Annotated in this window: 23 protein-coding genes and 1 tRNA gene; 13 read left to right on the top strand and 11 right to left on the bottom strand. The window is 66.7% G+C overall.

The window, feature by feature from the left end; translation table 11 throughout:
• Positions 1 to 35: 35 nt before the first annotated feature.
• Positions 36 to 1,439 (top strand): FAD-dependent oxidoreductase, encoded by a 1,404-nt coding sequence (locus AC4ELS_RS28940; protein WP_055115399.1) that lies wholly within the window; start codon positions 36 to 38, stop codon positions 1,437 to 1,439.
• Here the strand turns inward: AC4ELS_RS28940 and AC4ELS_RS28935 are convergent.
• Complete coding sequence (locus AC4ELS_RS28935; protein WP_055115397.1) at positions 1,432 to 2,469, bottom strand: alcohol dehydrogenase; 1,038 nt, start codon at positions 2,467 to 2,469, stop codon at positions 1,432 to 1,434. The two genes, AC4ELS_RS28940 and AC4ELS_RS28935, sit on opposite strands and share 8 nt — an antisense overlap.
• A gap of 212 nt (positions 2,470 to 2,681) precedes the next feature.
• Between AC4ELS_RS28935 and AC4ELS_RS28930 the strand changes: the two genes are divergently transcribed.
• Complete coding sequence (locus tag AC4ELS_RS28930; protein WP_055115395.1) at positions 2,682 to 3,263, top strand: TIGR03086 family metal-binding protein; 582 nt, start codon at positions 2,682 to 2,684, stop codon at positions 3,261 to 3,263.
• Here the strand turns inward: AC4ELS_RS28930 and AC4ELS_RS28925 are convergent.
• The 5 genes from AC4ELS_RS28925 to AC4ELS_RS28905 all read right to left on the bottom strand — a co-directional run bounded on the left by AC4ELS_RS28925 (position 3,250) and on the right by AC4ELS_RS28905 (position 9,215).
• Positions 3,250 to 4,251, bottom strand: coding sequence for a zinc-binding alcohol dehydrogenase family protein (locus AC4ELS_RS28925; RefSeq protein ID WP_055115393.1), 1,002 nt, complete (start codon positions 4,249 to 4,251; stop codon positions 3,250 to 3,252). The two genes, AC4ELS_RS28930 and AC4ELS_RS28925, sit on opposite strands and share 14 nt — an antisense overlap.
• A 4-nt stretch (positions 4,252 to 4,255) precedes the next feature.
• Complete coding sequence (locus tag AC4ELS_RS28920) at positions 4,256 to 4,756, bottom strand: DUF302 domain-containing protein (RefSeq protein ID WP_081286226.1); 501 nt, start codon at positions 4,754 to 4,756, stop codon at positions 4,256 to 4,258.
• On the bottom strand, positions 4,753 to 5,769 hold the full coding sequence (locus AC4ELS_RS28915) for an alcohol dehydrogenase catalytic domain-containing protein (RefSeq protein WP_499050397.1): 1,017 nt from the start codon (positions 5,767 to 5,769) through the stop codon (positions 4,753 to 4,755). The genes AC4ELS_RS28920 and AC4ELS_RS28915 overlap by 4 nt, the downstream gene beginning before the upstream one ends.
• On the bottom strand, positions 5,769 to 6,452 hold the full coding sequence (locus AC4ELS_RS28910) for an SDR family oxidoreductase (RefSeq protein WP_055120381.1): 684 nt from the start codon (positions 6,450 to 6,452) through the stop codon (positions 5,769 to 5,771). The genes AC4ELS_RS28915 and AC4ELS_RS28910 overlap by 1 nt, the downstream gene beginning before the upstream one ends.
• 66 nt (positions 6,453 to 6,518) lie before the next feature.
• Positions 6,519 to 9,215, bottom strand: coding sequence for a helix-turn-helix transcriptional regulator (locus AC4ELS_RS28905; RefSeq protein WP_225504959.1), 2,697 nt, complete (start codon positions 9,213 to 9,215; stop codon positions 6,519 to 6,521).
• A gap of 54 nt (positions 9,216 to 9,269) precedes the next feature.
• On the opposite strand from AC4ELS_RS28905, the gene AC4ELS_RS28900 reads away from it, so the two are divergent.
• On the top strand, positions 9,270 to 9,725 hold the full coding sequence (locus AC4ELS_RS28900; RefSeq protein WP_029121335.1) for a winged helix-turn-helix transcriptional regulator: 456 nt from the start codon (positions 9,270 to 9,272) through the stop codon (positions 9,723 to 9,725).
• Here AC4ELS_RS28900 and AC4ELS_RS28895 read toward each other — a convergent pair.
• Positions 9,712 to 10,533 carry an alpha/beta fold hydrolase gene (locus tag AC4ELS_RS28895; RefSeq protein WP_029121336.1) on the bottom strand — a complete coding sequence of 274 codons (822 nt, stop codon included), beginning with the start codon at positions 10,531 to 10,533 and terminating at the stop codon, positions 9,712 to 9,714. The two genes, AC4ELS_RS28900 and AC4ELS_RS28895, sit on opposite strands and share 14 nt — an antisense overlap.
• Positions 10,534 to 10,692: 159 nt before the next feature.
• On the opposite strand from AC4ELS_RS28895, the gene AC4ELS_RS28890 reads away from it, so the two are divergent.
• The 5 genes from AC4ELS_RS28890 (at position 10,693) to AC4ELS_RS28870 (ending at position 14,127) form a co-directional block, all read left to right on the top strand.
• Positions 10,693 to 11,556: an alpha/beta fold hydrolase gene (locus AC4ELS_RS28890; protein ID WP_055115387.1), complete on the top strand. Its 864-nt coding sequence runs from the start codon at positions 10,693 to 10,695 to the stop codon at positions 11,554 to 11,556.
• Between the two features lie 9 nt (positions 11,557 to 11,565).
• Positions 11,566 to 12,285, top strand: coding sequence for a hypothetical protein (locus tag AC4ELS_RS28885; RefSeq protein ID WP_448443446.1), 720 nt, complete (start codon positions 11,566 to 11,568; stop codon positions 12,283 to 12,285).
• Positions 12,286 to 12,409: 124 nt separating this feature from the next.
• The gene (locus AC4ELS_RS28880) at positions 12,410 to 12,610 is read left to right on the top strand and encodes a hypothetical protein (RefSeq protein WP_055115383.1); all 201 of its coding nucleotides are present in this window, start codon (positions 12,410 to 12,412) and stop codon (positions 12,608 to 12,610) included.
• Positions 12,611 to 12,674: 64 nt separating this feature from the next.
• Entirely contained in the window at positions 12,675 to 13,505 is an 831-nt protein-coding gene (locus AC4ELS_RS28875; RefSeq protein ID WP_055115381.1) for an alpha/beta fold hydrolase, read from the top strand.
• 262 nt (positions 13,506 to 13,767) lie between these two features.
• The gene (locus AC4ELS_RS28870) at positions 13,768 to 14,127 is read left to right on the top strand and encodes a zinc-binding dehydrogenase (RefSeq protein WP_055115379.1); all 360 of its coding nucleotides are present in this window, start codon (positions 13,768 to 13,770) and stop codon (positions 14,125 to 14,127) included.
• 75 nt (positions 14,128 to 14,202) lie between these two features.
• On the opposite strand, the gene AC4ELS_RS28865 is transcribed toward AC4ELS_RS28870, so the two are convergent.
• On the bottom strand, positions 14,203 to 16,230 hold the full coding sequence (locus AC4ELS_RS28865; protein ID WP_135358878.1) for a TPM domain-containing protein: 2,028 nt from the start codon (positions 16,228 to 16,230) through the stop codon (positions 14,203 to 14,205).
• 59 nt (positions 16,231 to 16,289) lie between these two features.
• Between AC4ELS_RS28865 and AC4ELS_RS28860 the strand changes: the two genes are divergently transcribed.
• Entirely contained in the window at positions 16,290 to 17,564 is a 1,275-nt protein-coding gene (locus AC4ELS_RS28860) for a deoxyguanosinetriphosphate triphosphohydrolase (protein WP_085105632.1), read from the top strand.
• 60 nt (positions 17,565 to 17,624) lie between these two features.
• Here AC4ELS_RS28860 and AC4ELS_RS28855 read toward each other — a convergent pair whose 3' ends face one another.
• The gene (locus AC4ELS_RS28855; RefSeq protein ID WP_499050389.1) at positions 17,625 to 18,473 is read right to left on the bottom strand and encodes an alpha/beta fold hydrolase; all 849 of its coding nucleotides are present in this window, start codon (positions 18,471 to 18,473) and stop codon (positions 17,625 to 17,627) included.
• Positions 18,474 to 18,557: 84 nt separating this feature from the next.
• On the opposite strand from AC4ELS_RS28855, the gene dnaG reads away from it, so the two are divergent.
• A complete protein-coding gene (gene dnaG, locus AC4ELS_RS28850; protein ID WP_499050387.1) occupies positions 18,558 to 20,456 on the top strand; it encodes a DNA primase in 1,899 nt (632 codons plus the stop codon).
• A gap of 59 nt (positions 20,457 to 20,515) precedes the next feature.
• Entirely contained in the window at positions 20,516 to 20,815 is a 300-nt protein-coding gene (locus AC4ELS_RS28845; RefSeq protein ID WP_499050821.1) for a DUF7155 family protein, read from the top strand.
• Here AC4ELS_RS28845 and AC4ELS_RS28840 read toward each other — a convergent pair.
• Positions 20,812 to 21,084: a hypothetical protein gene (locus AC4ELS_RS28840; protein ID WP_064877924.1), complete on the bottom strand. Its 273-nt coding sequence runs from the start codon at positions 21,082 to 21,084 to the stop codon at positions 20,812 to 20,814. The two genes, AC4ELS_RS28845 and AC4ELS_RS28840, sit on opposite strands and share 4 nt — an antisense overlap.
• 175 nt (positions 21,085 to 21,259) lie before the next feature.
• On the opposite strand from AC4ELS_RS28840, the gene AC4ELS_RS28835 reads away from it, so the two are divergent.
• Positions 21,260 to 21,332 (top strand) — tRNA-Asn (locus AC4ELS_RS28835).
• A gap of 21 nt (positions 21,333 to 21,353) precedes the next feature.
• On the opposite strand, the gene AC4ELS_RS28830 is transcribed toward AC4ELS_RS28835, so the two are convergent.
• Entirely contained in the window at positions 21,354 to 21,668 is a 315-nt protein-coding gene (locus AC4ELS_RS28830; RefSeq protein ID WP_055120379.1) for a hypothetical protein, read from the bottom strand.
• Between the two features lie 123 nt (positions 21,669 to 21,791).
• Here AC4ELS_RS28830 and AC4ELS_RS28825 point away from each other — a divergent pair, with 123 nt between their 5' ends.
• Positions 21,792 to 22,283: an LppP/LprE family lipoprotein gene (locus AC4ELS_RS28825; RefSeq protein ID WP_064877926.1), complete on the top strand. Its 492-nt coding sequence runs from the start codon at positions 21,792 to 21,794 to the stop codon at positions 22,281 to 22,283.
• Position 22,284: the final 1 nt, after the last annotated feature.

Here is a 22,284-nt window from a genome sequence, read left to right as displayed (position 1 = left end):
CCTGATCGCACTGCACCTGGGCCAACATCTTCGGCATGGAACCGAGTCCAGCACAGAAACGTATCGACGCCGACCTTCTGGTCATCGGCTTCGGCAAAGGCGGTAAAACCCTGGCCGCCGATATGGGCAAATTCGGCCAGCACGTGGTCCTGGTCGAGGAGTCGGCCGCGATGTACGGCGGCACATGCATCAACACGGGGTGCATCCCGACCAAGTCGATGGTCTATCACGGCGAGCAGCGTGTGCCCGGCGTGTCCGGCGCCTCAGCGTATGCCGACGGGGTCGCGTCGGTGGAGCGCCTTACCGCGGGCTTGCGCGCCGTAAACCTGGCCTCCCTCGTGCGCACGGCGACGGTGCTGACCGGAAGGGCGCGCTTCGTCGACGCCCACAGCGTGGTCGTCAGCACCGACACCGGACCCGTAGTGGTTACCGCTCAGAGGATCGTCATTGGTACCGGGTCGACGCCAGTGATTCCGGACCTGCCGGGGCTGCACGACTGTCCGGTGGCGGTCACCAGCGCGGAACTGCTGCGGCTGGCCGCGCGGCCGGACCGGTTGGTGGTGCTGGGCGGCGGCTACATCGGTCTGGAGTTCGCATCGATGTACGCCGGGTTCGGTAGCGCTGTCACTGTGCTGGAACAACGTCCAGCGGTGCTGGCGAACGAGGACTCCGATGTCGCCGGCGCAGCCCGTTCACTGTTGGGCGATCGTGGGGTTGACATCATCACGGAGGCGAGTGTGGTTGGGGTACAGACGATCATGCGTCCTGGCGGTCCGCCGGCGGCGCGAGTGGAGTATCTGATCCACGGCGGTTCCGCCACTGTCGACGCGGACAATGTACTCGTTGCGCTCGGCCGCAAACCCAAGACCGCCGATTTGGGGCTCGACCTGGCCGGGGTGGAGATTACCGACGCCGGCGCGATCGTGGTCGACGATCACCGCCGCACCAGTGCACCGCACATTTTCGCCGTCGGCGACGTCAATGGTGGGCCGCAGTTCACTTACATTTCTCTCGACGACTATCGCATTGTTCTCGATCAGCTCACCGGTGCCGCCGCGCCCCGGAGCGCCTCACAGCGGGTTGCGGTACCCAACTGCCTATTCCTCACGCCACCGCTGGGCCGGGTCGGTCTGACCGAATCCCAGGCCCGCGCCGCAGGTTACGACATCCGCGTCGCTGCGAGCCCCGTGGTCGAGCTGGCCACCGTGGCCCGGGCCCGCATCGTCGGCCAGACCGCCGGGATGATGAAGGTGGTGGTCGATGCTGCCACCGACCAGATCCTGGGTGCCGCTCTGCTGTGCCACGATGCCCAGGAGATCATCAATCTGGTCGCGCTGGCGATGCGGCATGGGATCACGGCCGCCGCTCTGCGTGACGAGATCTACACGCACCCTTCGATGGCGGAGTGCTTCAACCAACTCCTGGGGATGCTCACCTAGCATTCGCAGAGTCCGCCATCGTGAGCACGACCCGGAAACGCGCCTTGTTTTGCATCATCCGGTCGTATCCGGCGGCGGCGTCGCTCAGTGGCATCGGCTCAACCCATGGCCGGATCCCGTGTAGGGCAGCGAATTCGAGGGTGTCTTCGGTGTCGGCCGCGACGCCCGCGGGATGTCCGTGCACGGTCCCTGAACTGTTGATCAGTTGCAGTGGTGTGACATCGAGCGCCTCGTCCAGCACGGCCAGCGTCAGCAGTTCCCCATGCGGGGCCAGACCGTCGACTGTGGCGTTGATCGCCGCCCGATTCGTGGCGGTGGCGGCGACGACCCGGGCGCCGCCGAGCTTGCGCAGTTCCGCTGCTACATCGGCTTCGGTGGCGTCGATGTAGTGATGTGCACCGAGTTGGCGTGCCATGACCTCCTTTTCGGCACCGCGGGCGATGGCGACAGTTTCGAATCCCATCCGGGCCGCGAACTGCACACCGAGGTGTCCCAGCCCCCCGATGCCCAGGATCGCGACCAGGTCGCCGGGCCGCGCACCCGTGTGCCGCAGCGAGTTGAACATCGTCACGCCGGCGCACGCCAACGGTGCGGCCTCAATAGCGCTGAGAACATCGGGAATTCGCGCCAGGCCCGACTGGTGCACAATGAGCGTCTCGGCATAGCCGCCGGGGAAAGCAGCCCCGGTGATCTTGGACCGCTGGCAGTGTACGAAGTCGCCGCGCCGGCAGCGGTAGCAGGTTCCGCAGTAGAAACCGAACCAACCGATGGCGACCCGATCGCCGAGGTGCCAGTCGATGACGCCTGGACCGATCGCCTCGATGTGACCGGCAACTTCATGCCCCGGTGTCACCGGGAACACGGTGCCGGGCAGATACCCTGCGGCGATCTGCGAGTCCGAATGGCACACCCCGCAGGCCTCGACCCGTACCCGGACCTCACCGGTGGCCGGCTCCGGCACCGGCCGATCCACGAGGTGCAGTGCGCCGCCGGGTTCCACGACCTCAACAGAACGGTAGGTAGCAGACATCGTTTCAGTGCCTCTCGGTTGATTGAGCGTCTAAGCCACCACGTCACCAGATCTCTGACGGACGCGGTATGAGCACATTGACGGTTGTTCGGCGGACGTCGACTTCCGTGCGGCCGTCACCGATCCCGGCTGACAGAGGCGGGTTTGAGCCTGCGAATTGCAGTCAGGTGTCGTATGCCGGGAAGGACACGGACCGACAAGAATTCCTTGGCATGGACGAACTATCGAGCGCCGAGGTGGCGTTGGCGGCACTGGTGCCGGTACTCGGCACGATCACCGTCGACATGCTGCACCTACCCACTCCGTGTGAGGGTTTCGATGTGGCCGGTCTCGCTGATCATCTGGTCGGAACCGTGACGATGGTGGGTGATTCGGCGGGCGAGGACGTTTCGGTGACGGATGGTCGGCCGATCGACGTTCGCGTCGCAGACGCGGCCGAAACCACGATCGAAGCCTGGCGGCGTCGGGGTACCGATGGTGACGTAGTCTTCGCCGGCCATGTCACCGCCGCCCGCCTGGCGCTGGGTGTACTGTCGATCGAACTCGTGGTGCACGGATGGGACTTCGCTCAGGCATTGCACCGCCCACTGCCCATCACCGCCGCGCATGCCGACTTCGTGCTCGGCCTGGCCCGTCAGATCATCACTCCCGACAGTCGCCGCACCGCCGGGTTCGACGAACCCGTGCCCGTCACCACCGATGCGGCAGCACTGGACAGGCTTGTCGCGTACACCGGACGGCACCCGCAATGCGAGTGCCGCCCCGCGTCGGATCACAGAGTCAAGAACGGGTGACCACGACCTTGCCCACCATACGGCCCGACTCGACATCACGGTGGGCTTCTCGCAGCCCAGCCGCGTCGAAGCCGTCGATTGTCTTGGTCACTGTGCTGCGAATGGTGCCCTCGTCGACCAATTGTGCTGTGCGAATGAGCAACTGCTGCTGATAGGTCATGTCGTACTCGAACAGGGGCCGGGTGAACATCAGCTCCCAGTGCCAGGCGATGCTCTTGGCTTTCAGTGCCCCGAGGTCGAGGCCAACGGGATCGTCGATGGCGGTGATGTGTCCGAACGGACGCGTGATCTCGGCATAGGTGTCGACGTTGCCCGCTGAATGCGGTGAGAAGAGATAGTCGATTCCGTCGGGGGCGACGGCCAGTGCCTCGTCGCGTAGGCGGTGGTGGTTGATCACCACGTCCGCGCCCAGAGTGGTTGCCCAGGACCGGGATTCGTCCCGGCTGGCGGTGGCGATGACCCGCACACCGGTCAATGCCTTGGCGAGCTGGACCATGATCGAACCCACGCCGCCGGCCGCGCCGAGCACCAACAGGTCGCCGGTGGAGTCGGCGGTCAGAGCGAACCGCTCAAACAGCGCCTCCCAGGCTGTGATGGTCGTCAGCGGCAGCGCCGCCGCATCGGCGAACGACAGCGATGCCGGTTTGCGCGCCGCGATGCGTTCATCGACCGCGTGGAACTCCGCATTGGTGCCCGCACGGCTGACATCGCCCGCGTACCAGACCTCGTCGCCGACGGCGAGTGTGGTAACTGCCGGCCCGATCGCCTCGACGATGCCTGCGGCGTCGTAGCCGAGGATTGTCGGGACATCCGAGACCTGCAGCGCAGCTCGTCGTTTGATGTCGACCGGGTTCACCGAAACGGCAAGCACCCGAACCAGGATGTCGTGCGGCCGCAGGGTGGGTAGTTCGACGGTGATGTCCTGCAATGATTGTGGGTCGTCGATCGACAGTCCCGCGAAGGAGCCGACCGCGGACATGGTGTTCATATCGTCACCTGCTTTCGGTACGAGGCAGCTTGCCGCCTAGCAGTTCGATCAGATTCGCCAGTAGACCGTCGAGTTCTATTCCGACAGCTGCGATCTCGGGTTGGCCGTAACTGCCGAACAACAGGCTGGGCTGGTCGACTGCGAAGACAGTGCCGTGCCCGGCGTCGTACAACAGCGTGCGCAGCGGAGCATGCAACATGACGCCAGGGTCGTACCGGTACATACGTTCGGCGATGGTGTGATTACCCATCAGGTACTCGCTGCACGTCCATGCCGATGCTGAGCCGCTCATCGCCGGTGCGACTTCGGTGCTGAAGTACCGCAGAAAGCCATGTGGTGCTTGCCGTTTTGCCTCGGAAAGAACGTCGTCCCAGTTGGTCGCCTTGGTGAACGCCGCGAGATTTACTGTGGGAACCAGTGTTTCGTAGCGATCACGCGCATCCTCATAACTGTCGGGAAGGCTGATCAGCAGTCGACGGCTCAGATGTTCGACGAAGGTGCTCACCTTGCGATCTCCAGGACCACCCGGAACCGGGCCTTGCCGCTCATCATGCGGTCGTATGCTTTCGGGGCATCCTTGAATGGGACCGGCTCGATCATCGGCGCAATGCCGTTGGCAACGCTGAACGCCAGATTGTCCTCGTTCTCGGCAGCCGATCCGGTGAGGCTGCCGACGATGCTCCGTCCCCCGAAGATCAGCTCCGAGGTGCTCACTTCGATCGGATCCGGTGCGGCGCCGACCACGACGAGCTGCCCGCGGGGAGCCAGCCCGGCTACCAACGGGCTCATCGAGGCCCCGCTGGCTGCGGTAGCTACTACAGCGGCGGCTCCGCCGAGCGCGGTTAGCGCAGCGCCCGGGTCTTCGGCAGCGCTGTCGATGTAGATGTCCGCGCCGAGATCGGTTGCCAGTTGAGCTTTTTCGGGTCCGCGCGCGATCGCCACGACCCGGAACCCCAGTGCATGAGCGTATTGCACGCCGAGGTGGCCCAGTCCGCCCAGGCCCTGGACACCGACCAATGCACCCGGCGCAGCCGGAACGTGACGCAGCGCGTTGAACGTGGTGATTCCTGCGCACAGCAGGGGAGCGGCCACCGACGCGTCGAGAGCATCCGGTACCCGCACCAGTCCGGTGGCACGTGCGTAGACGATCTCGGCGTACCCGCCGTCCACGCTGGTGCCGGGCGTCGGCTGATCGGTGCAGTTGACGAAGTCCCCGCGGCGGCAGAACTCACACTCATTGCATTGCCCGCCGAGGAATCCCAGGCCCACTCGGTTGCCGGGCACCCAGGTATGGACACCGTCGCCGACGGCATCGATGACGCCGACGATCTCGTGACCGGGCACCACCGGTTGCTGCGGGTCGGCACGCAGGCCCTCGACGGCCAGCACATCGCTGTGGCAGACACCGCAGCTGTGTACCCGGACCCTGACGTGGCCAGGTGCGGGTGGGACAATCTCACGTTCGACGAGTGCGAATTGCCGTTGTCCGGTGACTTGGTAGGCGCGGTAGGCGGACATTAGGCGACCGGGAACATGGGTGCGTGTACCTGACGGGTGAGGTCGTCGGCCAGGACTTCCGGTACGCCAGAGATGATTCCGTCGACGATCTGGCGAGCCACATCGTCGGGGGAGTTCTTGGGGACATCGAGATCGGCGATCATGTCGGTGTCGGTGTAGCCGAGGTAGGCTCCGATCACGTTGGTGCCCTGCTCTTTCAACTCCTGTCGCACCGAATTCGTCGCCGACCACAGCGCGGCCTTGGACACACCGTACGAACCGTAGCCGGGTAGCCAGGACAGGACCGAGGCGATGTTGACGATGGTACCGCCCTTGCCGGCAAGGAGCGGTGCAAAGGCCTGCGTGACCCGGATCGCGCCGAAGAAGTTGGTTTCCAGGACCGCGCGGATATCGTCGAGGTCATCGCGTACCAGGGACTGGCCACCGAGGGTGCCGGCGTTGTTCACCACGATGGTGGCGTCGGCGGCGACCCGCGCCAGGTGCTTTACGGACTCGGTCTCGGTGATGTCAGCCTGCACCACGACCACCCTCGGGTCATCGCTGCTTCCGCTGCGGCGGCTGGTCGAATACACCTTGGCTGCGCCGGCTTCCAGCAACGCAGCGACGATCGCCTTACCCAGGCCTTGCTGTCCGCCGGTTACCAGGGCGACCGCACCCTTCACCGGGGTCCCTGCTGTTGTCATGTCGATCTCCTTTGGGTTGTCCTCAGCACACATCGAAGGTGGGCGTCGTAGGTATCGGTGAAACGACTACTGTTCGTCCAGCACGGTATGCAGTTGATTGCGGTTGGTGATGCCCAGTTTGGGGAACATCTTGTAAAGGTGGGCCGCGACGGTGCGGTGTGAAACGTAGATGCGGTCGGCGATCTCCCGGTTGGTCAGGCCGGCGGCGGCTAATTGAGCGATGTGAAGTTCTTGGGAGGTCAGGCTGGAAACCGGCCCCTGGCGGGGCGTACCGGCAATGGCCACGCCCGCGGCACGCAGCTCGGCGGCGGCCCGGTCGGCGAACGGCGCCGCGCCGGCAGCGTCGAACACGGCCAGCGCCGACGACAGGTGGGTGCGAGCCTCGGTGATCCGGCGTTGTCTACGCAGCCATTGCCCATATGCCAGATGCGTTCGGGCCGTTTCGAGTTCGGCAGCCGCGTCATCGCCAGCGGCCAGGGCGGCCAGGAAATGCTCTTGCGCCTCGGCATCGGTCTGTGCCAGGAGCGCGTGTGCACGATGCGTGAGCATCAATTCCAGGCCTGTTCCCAGCTGTCGGGCTTGATCCTCGATGTCAGCGAGCAGCGGCCGCACCAGGTCGGCGCGGTCATTTCCGGCCGCAGCCTCGGCGAGATCGGCGATGGCCCACCGCCGCGAGGTCCGGTGCCCAGTCATCTTCAACAGGTGTCCCAATGCGTCGGCTGGGTCGGCGGTGCAGAGCGCCAGCAGACCCGCCGCCCAGTGCGCATCGTCATGCCACAGGATCGCCGGGTCGGGCGCCAGCAGCCGACGCGCCGTGGCAACCGTCTCGCGGGCCTGATCGAACCGGCCCTGCCATACCTGCACCCGGGCGAGAGTGGCCGCCGCCGAGGCCGCGGTCATCGGCAGGTTGATGTCCTGAGCCAGCCGCAGCGCATTCTCGGCAGCGATTGCCGCGGCCTGGATGCGGCCTTGTCCCAACAGCAGTTGCGCTGCACCGCGTTGACTTTCGCATTCGTCGGCAGCTGACCCTGATGTCCTGGATAAGCTCTGCACGCGGTTCCAGCACTGCAGCGCATGTATGCGGTCGGCGACCGCCTCGGCGGCGAACCCCAGCGCCATCAGCAACAGGGGGTCGTCGGCAACTTCGTCGATCAGCCGGGGCAGGCGTGTGCGCAGGTCCTGACCGGCGCCGGTGTCGTCCACCAACGCCAATGCCATGCGCACCACCGGATCGTCTGCGCCGTCATCGAGGTGGCGAAGGGCCGCAACGACGTCGCGACGGGGTTCCTCGGCGAGGCCGTGCAGGCGGCACTCGATGGCTGCAGCCCACAGCAACCGACGCTGTTCGATGTCGCCGTCACTGAACTTGCCGGCGAGCGCGACGAGTTCGGTGGCCGACTGGCCCGGTATCGCGGCGGTGACGTTGAGGACGAATCGGGTGAGCACCAATTGCCCTGTGCTGCAATGCTGGTCACCCAGACTCTCGGCTTCGCCGAGAATGCTGATGGACTCGGCGGTCAGCCCGGAGCTACGGGCGATCTCGGCAGCTTCGGCCAACCGCCGCACCCGGGCGGCGGGATCGGGGGACAATACGGCTGCCCGGCGCAGGGCGGCGGCGGATTCGGCGCCTGCACCGCGCGCGTGGGCCTGGCGGGCGGCGGCTTCGAGGTCCGTGGCCACCTGCTCGTCGGTGCCGAAGGTGGCTTCGGCGCGGTGCCACGCTGCACGGACCGGGTCGACCGTCGCATCGGCGAGTGCCCGGTGAACGACGGTCCTCGCGGCCAGTGGGGCCGAGCCATAGACCGTCGACCGAATCAGCGGATGGCGCATGTGGAGCCGGCCGCCGCTCGCTGTGATCAGACCCGCCCGCTCCAGCGGGGCCAGTTCATCGGTGAGTGCCAGGCCGAGAAGATCGGTTGCGACGTCGATGTCACGCAGCTGCCCATCACTGGACGCGATCAGTAACAGCAGCAGGCGACTGTTGTCGGTCAGCCCGTCGAGCTGGGACAGGAAGGCCCGTTCGACCCGGCGGGTGGTGGGCAGCGGCTCACCGGAGAAAACCGCGCTGTTGCCGCGCTCGTCGACGGCGCCGGACAGCTCGATGACTGCCAGCGGGTTGCCACCCGCCTGGTCGAGCACCCGCTGCTGCAGCAAGGTGTCCGCGTGCTGTGCGGTGGTGTTCAACAGTTGTCGGGCGTGTTCGGGAGCCAGTGGGCCCAGTGACAATCGAGGTAGACCGTCCAGATACGGTGCGGCGCCGTCGAGTCCCGTGCGTTCGGCACACAACATCATCAGCGGTGCGTTACCGAGTCGGCGCGCGACGAACGCCAGAACCTCCAGTGAGGATTGGTCCAGCCACTGCACGTCATCGATGATCAGGATGATTCGGCGTCGGCTGGCGGCTTCTTCGAGGAGACCGAGCACCGCGAGACTGACCAGCAGCCGGTCCGGTGTCGGACCGTCGTCCAGCCCGAAGGCGGTCAGCAGGGCCGTGCGTTGGCGGGGTGGCAGTGCTGCGGTGTGGTCGAGCACCGGGTGGATGAGTTCGTGGACGCCGGCGAAGCCCACCTCGCTCTGGCTTTGCAGGCCCGAACAGCCAAGTCTGCGGTAGCCGTTGGCCACCGCCCAGTCGGCGATCGCCGATAGCAACGTGGACTTGCCGATGCCGGCCTCACCATCGACGACCAGCGCTGTGCCGGTGGTGGAGATCGTGGCGAGCGTGTCGGTGACGCTGGCCAACTCGGCTGACCGACCGATTATCACCCTCGCCAAGTTAGCAGGCTGAATTGGCATTGCCAACCCAGGTAGAGTGTGAGGATGCGCACCGACCCGTGGTCCGACGACGCCTGCCCGATCGCCCGCACCATGGCGGTGCTGGGGCAGCGGTGGGCCATCCTGATCATCCGTGAGGCATTGCTGGGCCGGTCCCGGTTCTCCGAGTTCCGGGAACGGCTGGGGGTGGCCTCCGATGTGCTGAGCGCGCGACTGGCCGAGCTGGTGGACGCCGGCATCCTGGCGGTCGAGGATTACCGGGAGCCCGGCGAGCGAACGCGCAGTCGCTACGTGCTCACCGACGCCGGGCATGATCTGGTGCCGGTGCTCGCCGCGATGGGGCAGTGGGGTCACAAACACCGGGCCACCACCAAACGCCGCAGCTACCGGTTCATCGAGAAATCCACCGGTGAGCATGCACTGGTGGTATTCCGGCGGCGTGACGGCGTCGGCGTAACCACCCGGGACGTCACCCTCATCGACACGCTCAACTCCGGATGAAGTCCAGCAGGTCGCGACCCAACTGCTGCTGATAGTCACCGTGAATCCCGTGCGAGGCACCCGGATACACGCGTAGGGTGCCGTACCGCACCAGCTCGATCGCCTTCGACGCTGCATCGTGGATCGGGACGATCTGATCATCGTCACCGTGGGCAATCAGGATCGGCACATCGAGGGCTCGAAGGTCCTCGGCCAGGTCGGTCTCCGAGAACGCTTTGACACAGTCGTACGCCGATGCCAGCCCTGCCTGCATGCCCTGCAGCCAGAAATGGTCGATCAATCCCTGTGAGACAGCGGCACCGTCCCGGTTGAAACCGTAGAACGCCACCGCGAGTTCCCGCCAATACGCGGACCGGTCGGCCAGGACCCGGGCCCGGATGTCGTCGAACACCGACAGCGGTGTGCCCTCAGGGTTTTCCGCTGATGCCAGCATCACCGGTGGTACCGCGCCGACAGTGATCACCTTGCGCACCCGGCCAGTGCGGTGGCGCGCTGCGTACCGCACCACCTCGCCACCTCCGGTGGAGTGCCCCACCACGACGACATCGGACAATCCGAGTCCGTCGATCAGAGCCGCCAGGTCTGCGGCGTAGGTGTCCATGTCGTTGCCCGACCACGTCTGCTCGGACCGGCCATGCCCCCGCCGGTCATGAGCGATGGCACGGAAACCGTTGTCGGCAAGCAGTTTCAGCTCCACATCCCAGGCGTCGGCACTGAGCGGCCAGCCATGACTGAAGACCACCGCCGGCCCGCTGCCCCAGTCCTTGTAGTACAGCTGTGCCCCGTCGGAGCCCTCCATATACGGCATGGCTGCAAGTCTGACCTCAAGCACCCGATTGGGTCATCCGTCAAACGACCATCGCCAGGTGCTACCGCGTCCTCTCGGCTGCGTGGTCAATTGACGGATACCCACGGAGGGTCGAGGGTCCCGAGGCTGGTGTCATCGACAACGGCAGGGAGATTCCAGATGACGGACGTCGTCACCGCGGTGGGCGCCGCACACGCACTCAACCTCGACATCGAGGTCGACGGCGAACGGTTCGCATATCGGCGCGTCGGTAACCCATCAGCCACGGTGCCCCCATTGGTGCTCCTCCAGCATTTCCGCGGCAACCTCGACTACTGGGACCCGGCACTGCTCGACGTTCTGGCCGCCGACCGTGAGGTGATCACCGTCGACCTGCGCGGTGTCGGTGGCTCCACCGGGACCACCCCCGACAACGTCACGGATATGGCGCGCGACGCCCTGAAGTTCATCGATGCGCTGGGCATCGCCACGGTGGACCTGCTGGGCTTCTCACTCGGTGGCCACATCGCCCAGGAGATCGCCCTGGTGCGCCCGCGGTTGCCGCGCCGACTGGTGCTCGCGGGCACCGCGCCGCAGGGTGCCCCCGATCTGCACCGCTGGTCCGAGGACGTCTACACATACGCCTGCGCCGACGAGATCACCGCCGAGGGATTCATCGCGCTGTTCTTCTCCGGCTCCGACCAGAGCGTCCAACGAGGCCGGGAGTACCTGGCCCGCACCCATGCCCGCGACACCGACCGTGACCCTGAAACCAGTCTGGCCTGCCGTGATGCGCAGTACCAGGCCCTGATGACCTGGGGTATCCCGGAATCGTCAAAACTGGAGCGGCTTTCGGCCATCACCCAGCCGACGCTGGTCGCCGACGGCGACAACGACACCATGATGTCCACCAAGAACAGCTACCTGCTGGCGGAGAAGATCCGCGGCGCCCAGCTGCGGATCTACCCCGACGCAGGCCACGGATTCCTCGACCAGTACCCGGCCGAGTTCGGCCAGCACATCCGCCAATTCCTCGGCCGTTAAGGAGAACTCATGACCGACCTGCTCACCACTGTCCTGAACACCTACGGCGGAGTCGACCGCTGGCGCGAACTGACCTCGGTCACCGCACACAAGCGGTTCGGCGGCGCCATCTGGGACATCAAGGCCGTCCCCGGGATCGTCGACGACGGTGAGATCACCGTCTGGATCAAAGACCAACGCACTTCGCTGGGGCCCTTCACCGCGCCGGATCTGAAGACCGCCTACACCCCGCAGCGGGTGGGTATCGAGACAACAGACGGGGACGTGGTGGAGGTACTCGACGACCCGCGCGCGTCATTTTCCGGACACGCCCTCGAAACACCTTGGACCACATTGCAGTTGGCGTACTTCACCGGGTATGCCATGTGGACCTACACCGCCGAACCGTTCAACCTCACCTTCCCCGGAGTGCGTGCCGAAGAAGGTGAACCCTGGACCGAGGACGGGCAGCGGTGGCGCACGCTGCACGTCGACTATCCCGACACCATCGCCACCCACAGCCCGCACCAGATCCTCTACGTCGATGCCGACGGATTGATCCGGCGACGCGACTACCAGGTCGACATTGCCGGGGGATCCCCGGGCGCGCACTACATCTCGGATTTCGATGAGATCGACGGTCTGGTGATCCCACGTACCCGGATGATCTACGTCCGCGACGCCGACAACCACCCGGTCCCAGAGCAACTCGTGGTGTCCATCGAACTGACTGACCTCACCTTGGGCTGAGGGCTGACATGTTCACGCGCCTCATCGCACTGAAACTCCGCGGCAACGGATCGTCCGGGTCACCATCGCCGACGGCTCCATCACACCGATCGTCACCGGGCTGGCCACCTTCCCGGACGGCATCGTGGTGGACACCGACCGGCGCCACATCTACTGGACGAACATGGGCGCTCCGGGCCTGCCCGCCGACCACCCGCTGCAGGGGGAGGACGATCTCGACTTCTGGCTGCGACGGCGGCGGTGTGCTCGATCAACCGCGTCGTCAGAATCCTGCGGCTCCTGCTCGGCGCCGCGGTGGAAAGCCACGGTGGTGATGGTCATTTGACGGATACCGCACCAGACCGCCCGATGTGAACGTCGAATGAGATTCCAACCAGAAGGGAACCACGATGCCATACCTGTCCGATCAGGCCGACGACCGTTTCGTCGGTGGGCCTGAGGGGGAACGCTTCCACTACCGCCGCTTCGGTAGGCCCGGGACGGTTCCGCTCGTGCTGTGCATGAGGCTGCGCGGCACGATCGACCACTGGGATCCGAAGTTGCTCGATGAACTGGCCGCCGAACGTGAGGTCATCGTGTTCGACAACCGGGGGACCAGCGCATCCAGTGGACCCGCGCCCACCACTATCGACGGCCTCGCCGACGGCGGGATCGCGTTCATCCGCGCGTTGGGCCTGCCCCAGGTCGACGTGCTCGGCTGGTCGCTGGGTGGGATTGTCGCGCAGGGCATCGCATTGCGGGCCCCGGAGCTGGTGCGCCGCTTGATTGTTGCGGGCAGCACCCCGGCCGGGGTGCCCGAGCAGCCGGCGCCCGGGCCTCGGGTCGGCGAAATCCTCGGTCACGCGGTCAACGATGACGAGGACTACTTGTATCTCTTCTTTCCGGAGACCGACGAGGGCCGGTCGGCGGGTATGGTGTCGTTGCGTCGTTTGGACACTCGGCTCGGGCACTCGCATGCTGCGGTCCAGCCGGACACCTACCGCGCGCAGCTTGGCGCCATCGCCGCATTTGGCGGGTACTATGACCGGCTCGCCGAGCTGAAGCTGCCGGTGCTGGTGGCCAACGGTGCACACGATGTGATGATCAATTCCTATGCCAGCTACGCGATGTCGCAGCGTCTGCCCGATGCCAAGGTGTTGCTCTACAGTGATGCCGGACATGGATTCCTGTTCCAGCACATCACCGATTTCGCCCACGACATCAACCGGTTCCTGGGCTGAGCGTCATAAAAGCCATCAGTCAAAACGAACTCGGTGGACCTGACGTACTGCACGACGTCGACGTCGACGTCGACCGCCCCGAACCGGGTCTGGGCCAGATTCTGGTACGGGTGCGCGACGCAGGGGTGAATCCTGTCGACACCATGAACCGCGAGAGCGGGGTGTTGGTCGGAGGCGCCACCGTTCGTGCTGAAACCGGACAACCTGGACCATGTGCACGCCGCGGCGCTGCCCCTGGCGGGGCTGAGCGTGGCGGGCCTTGGTGGATACCGCCCACGTCGCCGAGGGAAGCCGTGTGCTGATCACCGCTCCGGCCGGCGGGGCGGGACACTTGGCCGTACAGATCGCCAAGGCCTCCGGAGCGTCTGTCATCGGGATGACGGTGCCCGACGCGGAAGGTCACGTGCGGTCTCTGGGCGCAGATGAAGTGATCGATTACACCACAACAGAGTTCGCTGGCCGGCTGTTCGTCGAGGCGGACCGGCTGGGACTCACCGCGCTCGCCACCCTCGTCACGGCCGGGAAACTCAGGCGCACGATCGCGGCGACGTTCCCGCTGGAACATGCGGGGGAGGCGCAGTCCTACCGGGCCATTTCCGGCAAGGTGGTGCTCACCCTCTGACGCCGAGCAGACGCTCCGGTACCCGTTGTCGCGCGTTCCGGGGTACCGGAGCGTCTGCTCGCCAAGGAAACGCGCCTAGAAGCGCCCGCCACCGCCGCTGTAGCTGCGGCCCGACGAATGTGACGAGCCGCCGTAGGAGGTCGGACGGCCCATACCGCGACCGCCGCCGTACCCACCACCGAAGCCGCCGCCGAAACCGCCACCGCCGCCACGGAGGATGTTGCCGATGAGGATGCCGCCGAGCACGGCGCCCATGTCGGAGCCGCCACCCCCGCCGTACTGCGAGGTGTAGGACCGCTGCGCGGCCCGCACGTCGTCGTTGGCCAGGCCCTGCGCCTGTGCGGCCAGCGTCGAGGCCCCGTTCGCGTGCGCCACCGCCTCGTTCGGATTCGCGGCCCGCTTGGCCTCGGCGGCCTGAAGCTGCCGCTGCGCCTCGGCTAGCCGGGTGCGGGCCTCCGGCCCGATGCTGCCGCGCCGGGTCTCGATGAAGTCCGACACCGCCTTGATCCGTGACTGGGCGGTGAACAGTGCCTGCTCCAGCGCGCGGGCCAGCCGCTCGGCGGCCTCCTGCTGCTCATGCACCCCGGCCAGCAGCTGATCGAGTTCGGCATCGGCCTTGGTGAGCCGGGTGAACGTGCCCAGCGGATCGGACTTGCCGTTGGCCCTTGCGTCATCGGCAGCCTTGACGGCGGCGTCCCGGGCCGTGCTGAGCTTGTCGGCCTGCGGTGTACCCGATTGCGCCAGCAGTGAAGTCGCCTGATCGATACCGGCCTGGATGTCGGTGATGGCCGCGGGCAGCTCGGCCAGCGCCCGGTTGATGTCGGAAGCCGCGCTGTCCACGGCGTCGAGCAGGACGCGGGTCTGGTCGAGCGAGGATTCGGCTGAGCGCACCGCGTCCACCAGTGCGGTCTGATCGGTGGCGGGCCGCGACACCAGGTTGCGGGCGGTGGTGATGTTGCGGTCCGCGAACGCCAGCCGCTCCTTGGCGGTTTCGACGTTGGTCTCCACCGAACGTAGCGCCGCCGCGTCGAACTGGGTGTGGAGTTTGTCCAGGGTCTCGCGGGCAGGCTCGAGGCGGGCGGTCAGGCCGACCATCTGCTGGGTCATGTTGTCGAGCCGGGCCGGAGCGTTGATCACCAGATCGCGTAGCTGTTCGAAGGCTTGACTCTGGGCTTCCAGCTCACGGTCGGCCCTGGCCGCAGACACCACGACCTGCGTCAACAGCTGACGCTGCTGCAGCGGCGTCTCGGGGGCATCGTCGTCGAGGGTCTGACGCACATTGAAGGCTTGAGCCAGAGCTTTTTTCGCGTTTTCCAGGGCCGCGCTGAACGGTTCGGTGCGGTTCGCGCCGAACTCCTCGACCGCCAGTTCCAATTCGGCCGCACTGGTGCGTACGGCATTGTCGACGTCGACGACGATCGAACGGGAAAGCTCGTCGAGCGCCTCCAGCGGCACCGACGCCAACGCGTTGGCGTCGGTCGGATCGACACGTTTGGCGGCCTCGAATTCGGCGCGGCGACGCTTGGCCCGCCGCCGCCGGGCCCACCACCACACCAGTCCGAACAGCACCAGCACCACACCGATGCCGATCAACATCGCAGACCATGACACGCCGGGCGTGGCAACCGGTTTGGTGGCCGGTTCGGTCCTCAGGCCGTTTGCGGCGGCGATCGCGGCGCCGGCCCAGTCCTGGCGTCGCAGCGCCGGTTCGACGCTGTCGCGCCGGATCTCTTCGGCCCTGGCATTGCCGCCGGGAAGCGTGTCGGGAACCTGGAAGGAATAGGCGCGGTCCTTGGTGGCCACCGCGAGCAACGCGTCGTCATCGCCCAGATCGCTGAGCCGGATGGTGTTCTGGGCCCAGCCCAGGTAGTTCTGCCCGGAGAAGTCTTCGACGAACACCACCCACAGCTGAACGTGTTTGGTGTCGTAGAGCTGGTCGAGGGCGCGTTCCACACTCGCCCGCTGGGTCGGTGACAGCACCCCCGCGTTGTCGGTGAGTTGCGTGGCCAGGCGCAGCGGCGGCTCGGCGGTCGCCCCCGGGGCCACCAGCAGCCCGGTCATCATGATCGCGAGCAGCATGGAGAGCAGACGGGCGATACGCATGACCGTCAATCTAGTGTGCTGCAGGGGCGGCGCGTCGCTTCCTGGCAGACTGTGCGTCGGTGAACGGGGAATCGCAGTCCTGGTATGACGACTTCGATCGGCAACGTCTGGTGGCCGAGTCGCCGAAGGGTGCTGCGCTGCCCGGGACCGCCACCGAGCACCGCACCGATTTCGCCCGCGATCGGGCCCGCGTGCTGCACAGCGCGGCGCTGCGGCGGCTGGCCGACAAGACCCAGGTCGTCGGGCCCCGGCACGGCGACACCCCGCGCACCCGCCTCACCCACTCACTCGAGGTGGCCCAGATCGGGCGGGGCATGGCGATCGGACTCGGTTGCGATGCGGACCTGGTGGATCTGGCCGGGCTGGCCCACGACATCGGACATCCGCCATACGGGCACAACGGTGAGCGTGCGCTCGACGAGATCGCCAAACCGTTCGGCGGGTTCGAGGGCAATGCGCAGAACTTCCGGATCCTCACCCGGCTGGAGCCCAAAGTTCTTGACGCCGAAGGCCGTTCGGCCGGGCTCAACCTGACGCGGGCCGCGCTGGACGCGGTGGCGAAGTATCCGTGGCCGAGCTTCGGCACCCGCCGCAAGTACGGCTTCTACGACGACGACGCGGAGGCCGCCGCGTGGATGCGGGCCGATGCCCCCGCCGAGCGGCCGTGCCTGGAAGCCCAGGTGATGGACTGGGCCGACGACGTCGCGTATTCGGTGCACGACGTCGAGGACGGCGTCATCTCCGGCCGGATCGATCTGCGGGTGCTCGGCGATCCCGATGCCGCCGCCTCGCTCGCGGAACTCGGCTCCAGAAACTTTCCGAGCGTCAGCCACGACGATCTGCTGGCCGCCGCCGAGCGGCTGTCCCACCTACCGGTATTGGCCTCGGCCGGAAAATACGATGGCACCCTGGCGGCCTCGGTCGCGCTGAAGACGATGACGAGCGAGCTCGTCGGGCGGTTCGCCAATGCGGCGATCACCCAGACCCGGGCGGTCGCCGGCGGAGCGCCGGTACGGCGTTTTGCTGCCGACCTTGCCGTGCCTCCGCTGGTGCGGGCCGAGGTGGTGTTGCTCAAGATGCTGGCGCTGCAGTTCATCATGTCCGATCACCGGCACCTGCAGATCCAGGCCGATCAGCGCACTCTGGTCCACGAGGTTGCGCTGGCGTTGTGGGCGCAGGCCCCGAGCAGCCTGGACCCGCAGTTCGCGCCCGAGTTCGACCTCGCTGCCGATGACGGTGCCCGGCTGCGCGTGGTGGTCGATCAGATCGCGTCCTACACCGAGAGCCGGCTGGAACGCGTGCACGAGGCACGCTCGCCCAGACCGCTGGGATAGCTGCACCGACAACCTGCCCGGCGCCGAATGCCGGCCCGGGTCGACATTTCCCGGGCAGCGTCAGCGTTCCGGCAGCCGGAGCCGGCTCAAGACCGCATCCGCGCGTGCCCACAGCAACGCGCCCCCCACGTCCTCGACGACGGTTCGCGTCGCCCCCTCGATCCGGTCCGCCAGGGTGACGCCGCGGTCGGGCGAATGCACGCTGTCGTCGCTCCCGAACAACACCTGTACCTCGACTCCCGGCGTCAGCAGGTGAACCGGCCAGGGCGACGTGGCGAGCACGGTGTCGCGGGCATATCCCTGCGCTCCCTGGGCGAAGCCGTCGGCGAGCGCGGCGCGCAACATCGTGCGAAAACCCGGATCGTCGTAGACGGCGCGGTCAGAAGGCGGATAGTCGGCCATGATCATGTCGAAGAGGGCGCCCGCGGTGTAGGCGGACAGATCCTGCATCGCGCCGTCCGGGTCGGCCGCGATCGCGCTGACAAATTCGCGGTGCGCGGGTGCCAGCAAGGCGGCTACCGATGGACAGCCCAGGTCGTCGATCGGGGATGCCAGCACGAGCCGAGCAGCCCACCCGGTGCCGGCCAGCGCCAGGCCGAACGGTGCGCCTTGCGAGTTGGCGACCACGGGAATCGGGCGGCCGACGAGGCGGTCGATCACCGCGGCGAAGTCCGCACCGACGGTATCGAGGGTTTTCCCGGGATCGGATTCGGACGATCCGAGCCCCGGGCGGTCCACCGATATCAGGCGAACTCCGTGGTCGTCGAGCTGCTCGTGGCCGAACGACATCCGTCTGCCGCAGCCGGCACCGGGGATGAACAGCGCGGGTGTGCCCTCGGCGGGGCCGTACGCCGCATAGGCCACTCGGCGCCCGCCGTGTTCGACCACGCCTTCGGTCATCTGCACCACGCCGGAGTCACCCTGCTTTCGATCGTGTGAGCGCCCTCGGGCAACCCGGTCAACGCGACATCCCCGCGCGCATAGACTATGCCGGTGGCCGGCCGGATTCCTGATCGCGATATCGCCGCGATCCGTGAAAAGGTCCGCATCGAGGATGTCGTCGGGGACTATGTCCAGTTGAGGCGGGCCGGGGCCGACTCGATGAAGGGTCTGTGCCCGTTCCACGACGAGAAGTCGCCGTCGTTCCACGTGCGGCCGAATCACGGTCACTTCCACTGTTTCGGCTGCGGTGAGGGCGGCGACGTCTATGCCTTCATCCAGAAGATCGAGCACGTCACGTTCGTCGAGGCGGTCGAGCTGCTGGCCGACAAGGTCGGCTACACCGTCACCTACACCGGCGGATCGACGACCAACGTGCAGCGTGACCGCGGCAGCCGCAGCCGGTTGCTGGCCGCTAATGCCGCCGCGCAGGAGTTCTACGCCGAGGCGCTGGCCTCCGATGAGGCCGCCGAGGCGCGCAAGTATCTGACCGAGCGTAACTTCGACGCCACCGCGGCGGCCCAGTTCGGCTGTGGTTTCGCCCCGTCGGGCTGGGACACGCTCACAAAACACCTGCTGCGCAAGGGTTTTGAGTTCAAGGAGCTGGAGGCCGCCGGGCTCAGCCGGGAGGGTAAGCGCGGGCCGATGGACCGGTTCCACCGCCGGTTGCTGTGGCCGATCCGGGTGTCCTCGGGGGAGACCATCGGCTTCGGTGCGCGCCGGCTGTTCGATGACGACCAGAACCAGGCCAAGTACGTCAACACCCCCGAGACGGTGCTCTACAAGAAGTCGCAGGTGCTGTTCGGGCTTGATCGCGCCAAGCGCGACATCGCCAAGGGGCATCAGGCCGTCGTCGTCGAGGGCTACACCGATGTGATGGCGATGCACATGGCCGGGGTGACCACCGCGGTGGCCTCGTGCGGCACCGCCTTCGGCGAGCAGCACCTGTCGATGCTGCGCCGGCTGATGATGGACGACAACTTCTTCCGAGGCGAGCTGATCTACGTGTTCGACGGTGACGCTGCCGGCCAGGCGGCCGCGGTGAAAGCGTTCGAGGGGGAGCAGAACCTGTCCGGGCAGTCGTTCGTGGCGGTGGCGCCCGACGGGATGGATCCGTGCGATCTGCGACTGCGCTCCGGCGACGGTGCCGTGCGCGATCTGGTCGCACGACGAACCCCGTTGTTCGAGTTCGTGATTCGCAGCGCACTGGCCGAACATGACCTGGACAGCGCGGAGGGCCGGGTGGCGGCGCTGCGGCGATGCGTACCGATCGCGGCCCGCATCAAGGACCAGACCCTGCGTGACGAGTACGCCAGACAGCTGGCGGGCTGGGTCGGTTGGGACAACGTCGCGCAGGTGATCGGCCGGGTGCGGGAGGAAGCCAGCGGCGGTCGCAAGGATTCGCGGCGCCAGCCTGCGCGGCAACAGGCCAGACCCGCGGCGGCTCCTGTGTCGCGGCCCAATCCGACCGATCCGACACTGTGGCCTCAGCGCGAGGCGCTCAAGGCTGCCCTGCAGTATCCGGCGATCGCCGGTCCGGTGTTCGACTCGCTGACAGTCGAGAGCTTCACCCACCCGGGGTACGCCGCGGTGCGTTCGGCGATCGAGGCGGCCGGCGGCATGGCATCGGGCAAATCGGGGGCCCAGTGGATCGAGGCTGCACGTGAGCAGACCACGTCCCCGGCGGCGGCCAGCCTGGTCAACGAACTGGGGGTCGAGGCCATCAACGTCGAGGACGACGAGCATCTGCCTCGCTACATCAGCAGCGTGCTGGCCCGCCTGCAGGAAGTCTGGGTGGGCCGCCAGATCGCCGAGGTGAAGTCCAAACTGCAGCGCATGTCGCCGGTGGAGCAGGGAGACGAATATCACGCCCTGTTCGGCGACCTGGTGGCCATGGAGTCCTACCGGCGCAGCCTGCTCGAGCAGGCCAGTGGCGACGACCTGACTGCGTGATCAGACACATCGCGATAGGGTGAGGTGCAGTCGGGCATCTTCAGGCGAGAGAGGCAGACCTGGTGACACTGTTGAGCACGCGGACGCGACGGTTCGTCGCAGTTGGCGCATTTGCGCTGGCCACGGGGGCCGCAGCGGCAGCCCCGGCGTTCGTCGCGACATCCACATCTGGTTCCGAGGTCACAGCCCAGCCGGCCTGCCTGGCCTGGTTCGGCAACAAAGAGGACGGCAAGTGCCTGTCCTACTCCAACGGCATGCCTGCCAACATCGGTACGCCGTGGGTCGGGGCCGGCGGCAATGGCGGATTCGTCACTGGGCCGCTGCTGCCCGGAACTTCGATCAACCAGGGGATCGGCTAGCCCCTACCAGCTACTTTTCTCGCCGAACCGTCGGTGCTCTCCTTCGTGGCGAGCACCGACGTTTCTGCGTCTATGGGTGTCAGGGTGAGGAACTGCGGATCCGGAGACACCTGCTTGGCGATCTTGCGCCGTCCGGCGTCGATCACCGCCTTGGTGGCTGGATTGGCCGTCACCGCGCGGTAGGTGCTGGCGATCTGCTCATAGCGACGTCGCCCGGCCTTGGCGCCCAGCACGTAGCCGACGGCGATCACGGCGGCATAGCGGATCACTGAATACCTCCCAAAGCGACGGACCTCCCAATGCGACGTGCCCCCAGAGAACCAACTTGTGTGCTCCATCCTGCCTCACCGCCGCCCCGGCGCGCCCGTCTGGGAGCGAGTTGGCGGCAGCGGCGGTCCGTACGCTAGAGTCAACGCTCGGCCGCGGAGCTTCCGCGGAAGGTAGTCCCCTGTAGCTCAATTGGCAGAGCTCCCGACTGTTAATCGGGCGGTTATTGGTTCGAGTCCAATCGGGGGAGCAAGTTCTCCAAACCCCAGTCCTAGGACTGGGGCCGGGTCTGGGCCTGACGGGCCGCCTGGGTAAGCGCCTCCACCAGTGGGTTGGACGCCGACGCGAGAGCTTTCCGCTCCTCTTCGGACAGTTGGTAGAACGTCCACACGCCCCAAGCCGCCGGCCGCACGTACACCGTCACCTGTTGCCGGTTGTTGGCCAGCACGGCAGGGACGGGGACCGCACGATCGAGAGTGGCCGCGCTGGACATCTCCTCGGCGAGCTGTTGGACGTTGACTGATTCCTGCAGTTGGTACAGGACGGCCTTGTTGGCAGGGCCTTCCATGGCGAGGAACCAAGCCATCTGTGTCTCCTTGGGTAAATGTTCGTGAGCGGTGATCCGCGGTCGGATCGCAAACAGTGTCACCTATCGACGCGCCGTCGTCAGCCCACTCGCTCAGCCGGGTTGATTCGCTACCCTCGGGGTGTGTACCCACGGCTGATCGCCATCGTCGCCTTCATCGGTCTCCTCGCGGTTGGTTGCGGCTGGAAACCGTCGTCCGCGCCGCCTCCGAAGCCCGATACCTGCGCACCGACCGACGGCCCCAGCGCCGATGCGGTCGCCGATCAGATCGCCAAACTGCCGGCGCCCGAAGCGGGCAGACAGTGGACGCAGATCGGCTCCGGCCACACGAGCAATTGCCGGCTGTACTGGGTCCAGGTGGGCCAGACCAACCCTCAGCCCAACAGCACCGGACAGCTGCTGTTCTTCGACCGGCAGACCCCGCTCGGCCCGGCCACCCCGGAACCTCGGCCCTACATCAACGTGGTCACCAACGCCGATGACACGGTGGTGGTCAACTACCAGTGGCAGCAGGGGCATGATTCGCCCACCGCGCCGACCGGCATCGCCACCGTGCGGTTCCGGATCGGGGACGACGGCAAACTGGTTGCCGTCGACCCGATTCCGAAGCCCTGAG

The organism is Mycobacterium shunyiense (genome assembly GCF_058270035.1).
Note: the sequence above shows the minus strand (reverse complement) of the source record. Positions and strands in the feature narration are given on the sequence as shown.

Excerpts from the sequence above, each read along its gene's own strand:
- AC4ELS_RS28940 (WP_055115399.1), top strand. The coding sequence starts at position 36 with ATGGAACCGAGTCCAGCACAGAAACGTATCGACGCCGACCTTCTGGTC.
- AC4ELS_RS28935 (WP_055115397.1), bottom strand. The coding sequence starts at position 2,469 with ATGTCTGCTACCTACCGTTCTGTTGAGGTCGTGGAACCCGGCGGCGCA.
- AC4ELS_RS28930 (WP_055115395.1), top strand. The coding sequence starts at position 2,682 with ATGGACGAACTATCGAGCGCCGAGGTGGCGTTGGCGGCACTGGTGCCG.
- AC4ELS_RS28925 (WP_055115393.1), bottom strand. The coding sequence starts at position 4,251 with ATGAACACCATGTCCGCGGTCGGCTCCTTCGCGGGACTGTCGATCGAC.
- AC4ELS_RS28915 (WP_499050397.1), bottom strand. The coding sequence starts at position 5,769 with ATGTCCGCCTACCGCGCCTACCAAGTCACCGGACAACGGCAATTCGCA.
- AC4ELS_RS28910 (WP_055120381.1), bottom strand. The coding sequence starts at position 6,452 with ATGACAACAGCAGGGACCCCGGTGAAGGGTGCGGTCGCCCTGGTAACC.
- AC4ELS_RS28900 (WP_029121335.1), top strand. The coding sequence starts at position 9,270 with ATGCGCACCGACCCGTGGTCCGACGACGCCTGCCCGATCGCCCGCACC.
- AC4ELS_RS28895 (WP_029121336.1), bottom strand. The coding sequence starts at position 10,533 with ATGCCGTATATGGAGGGCTCCGACGGGGCACAGCTGTACTACAAGGAC.
- AC4ELS_RS28890 (WP_055115387.1), top strand. The coding sequence starts at position 10,693 with ATGACGGACGTCGTCACCGCGGTGGGCGCCGCACACGCACTCAACCTC.
- AC4ELS_RS28885 (WP_448443446.1), top strand. The coding sequence starts at position 11,566 with ATGACCGACCTGCTCACCACTGTCCTGAACACCTACGGCGGAGTCGAC.
- AC4ELS_RS28875 (WP_055115381.1), top strand. The coding sequence starts at position 12,675 with ATGCCATACCTGTCCGATCAGGCCGACGACCGTTTCGTCGGTGGGCCT.
- AC4ELS_RS28865 (WP_135358878.1), bottom strand. The coding sequence starts at position 16,230 with ATGCGTATCGCCCGTCTGCTCTCCATGCTGCTCGCGATCATGATGACC.
- AC4ELS_RS28830 (WP_055120379.1), bottom strand. The coding sequence starts at position 21,668 with ATGGCTTGGTTCCTCGCCATGGAAGGCCCTGCCAACAAGGCCGTCCTG.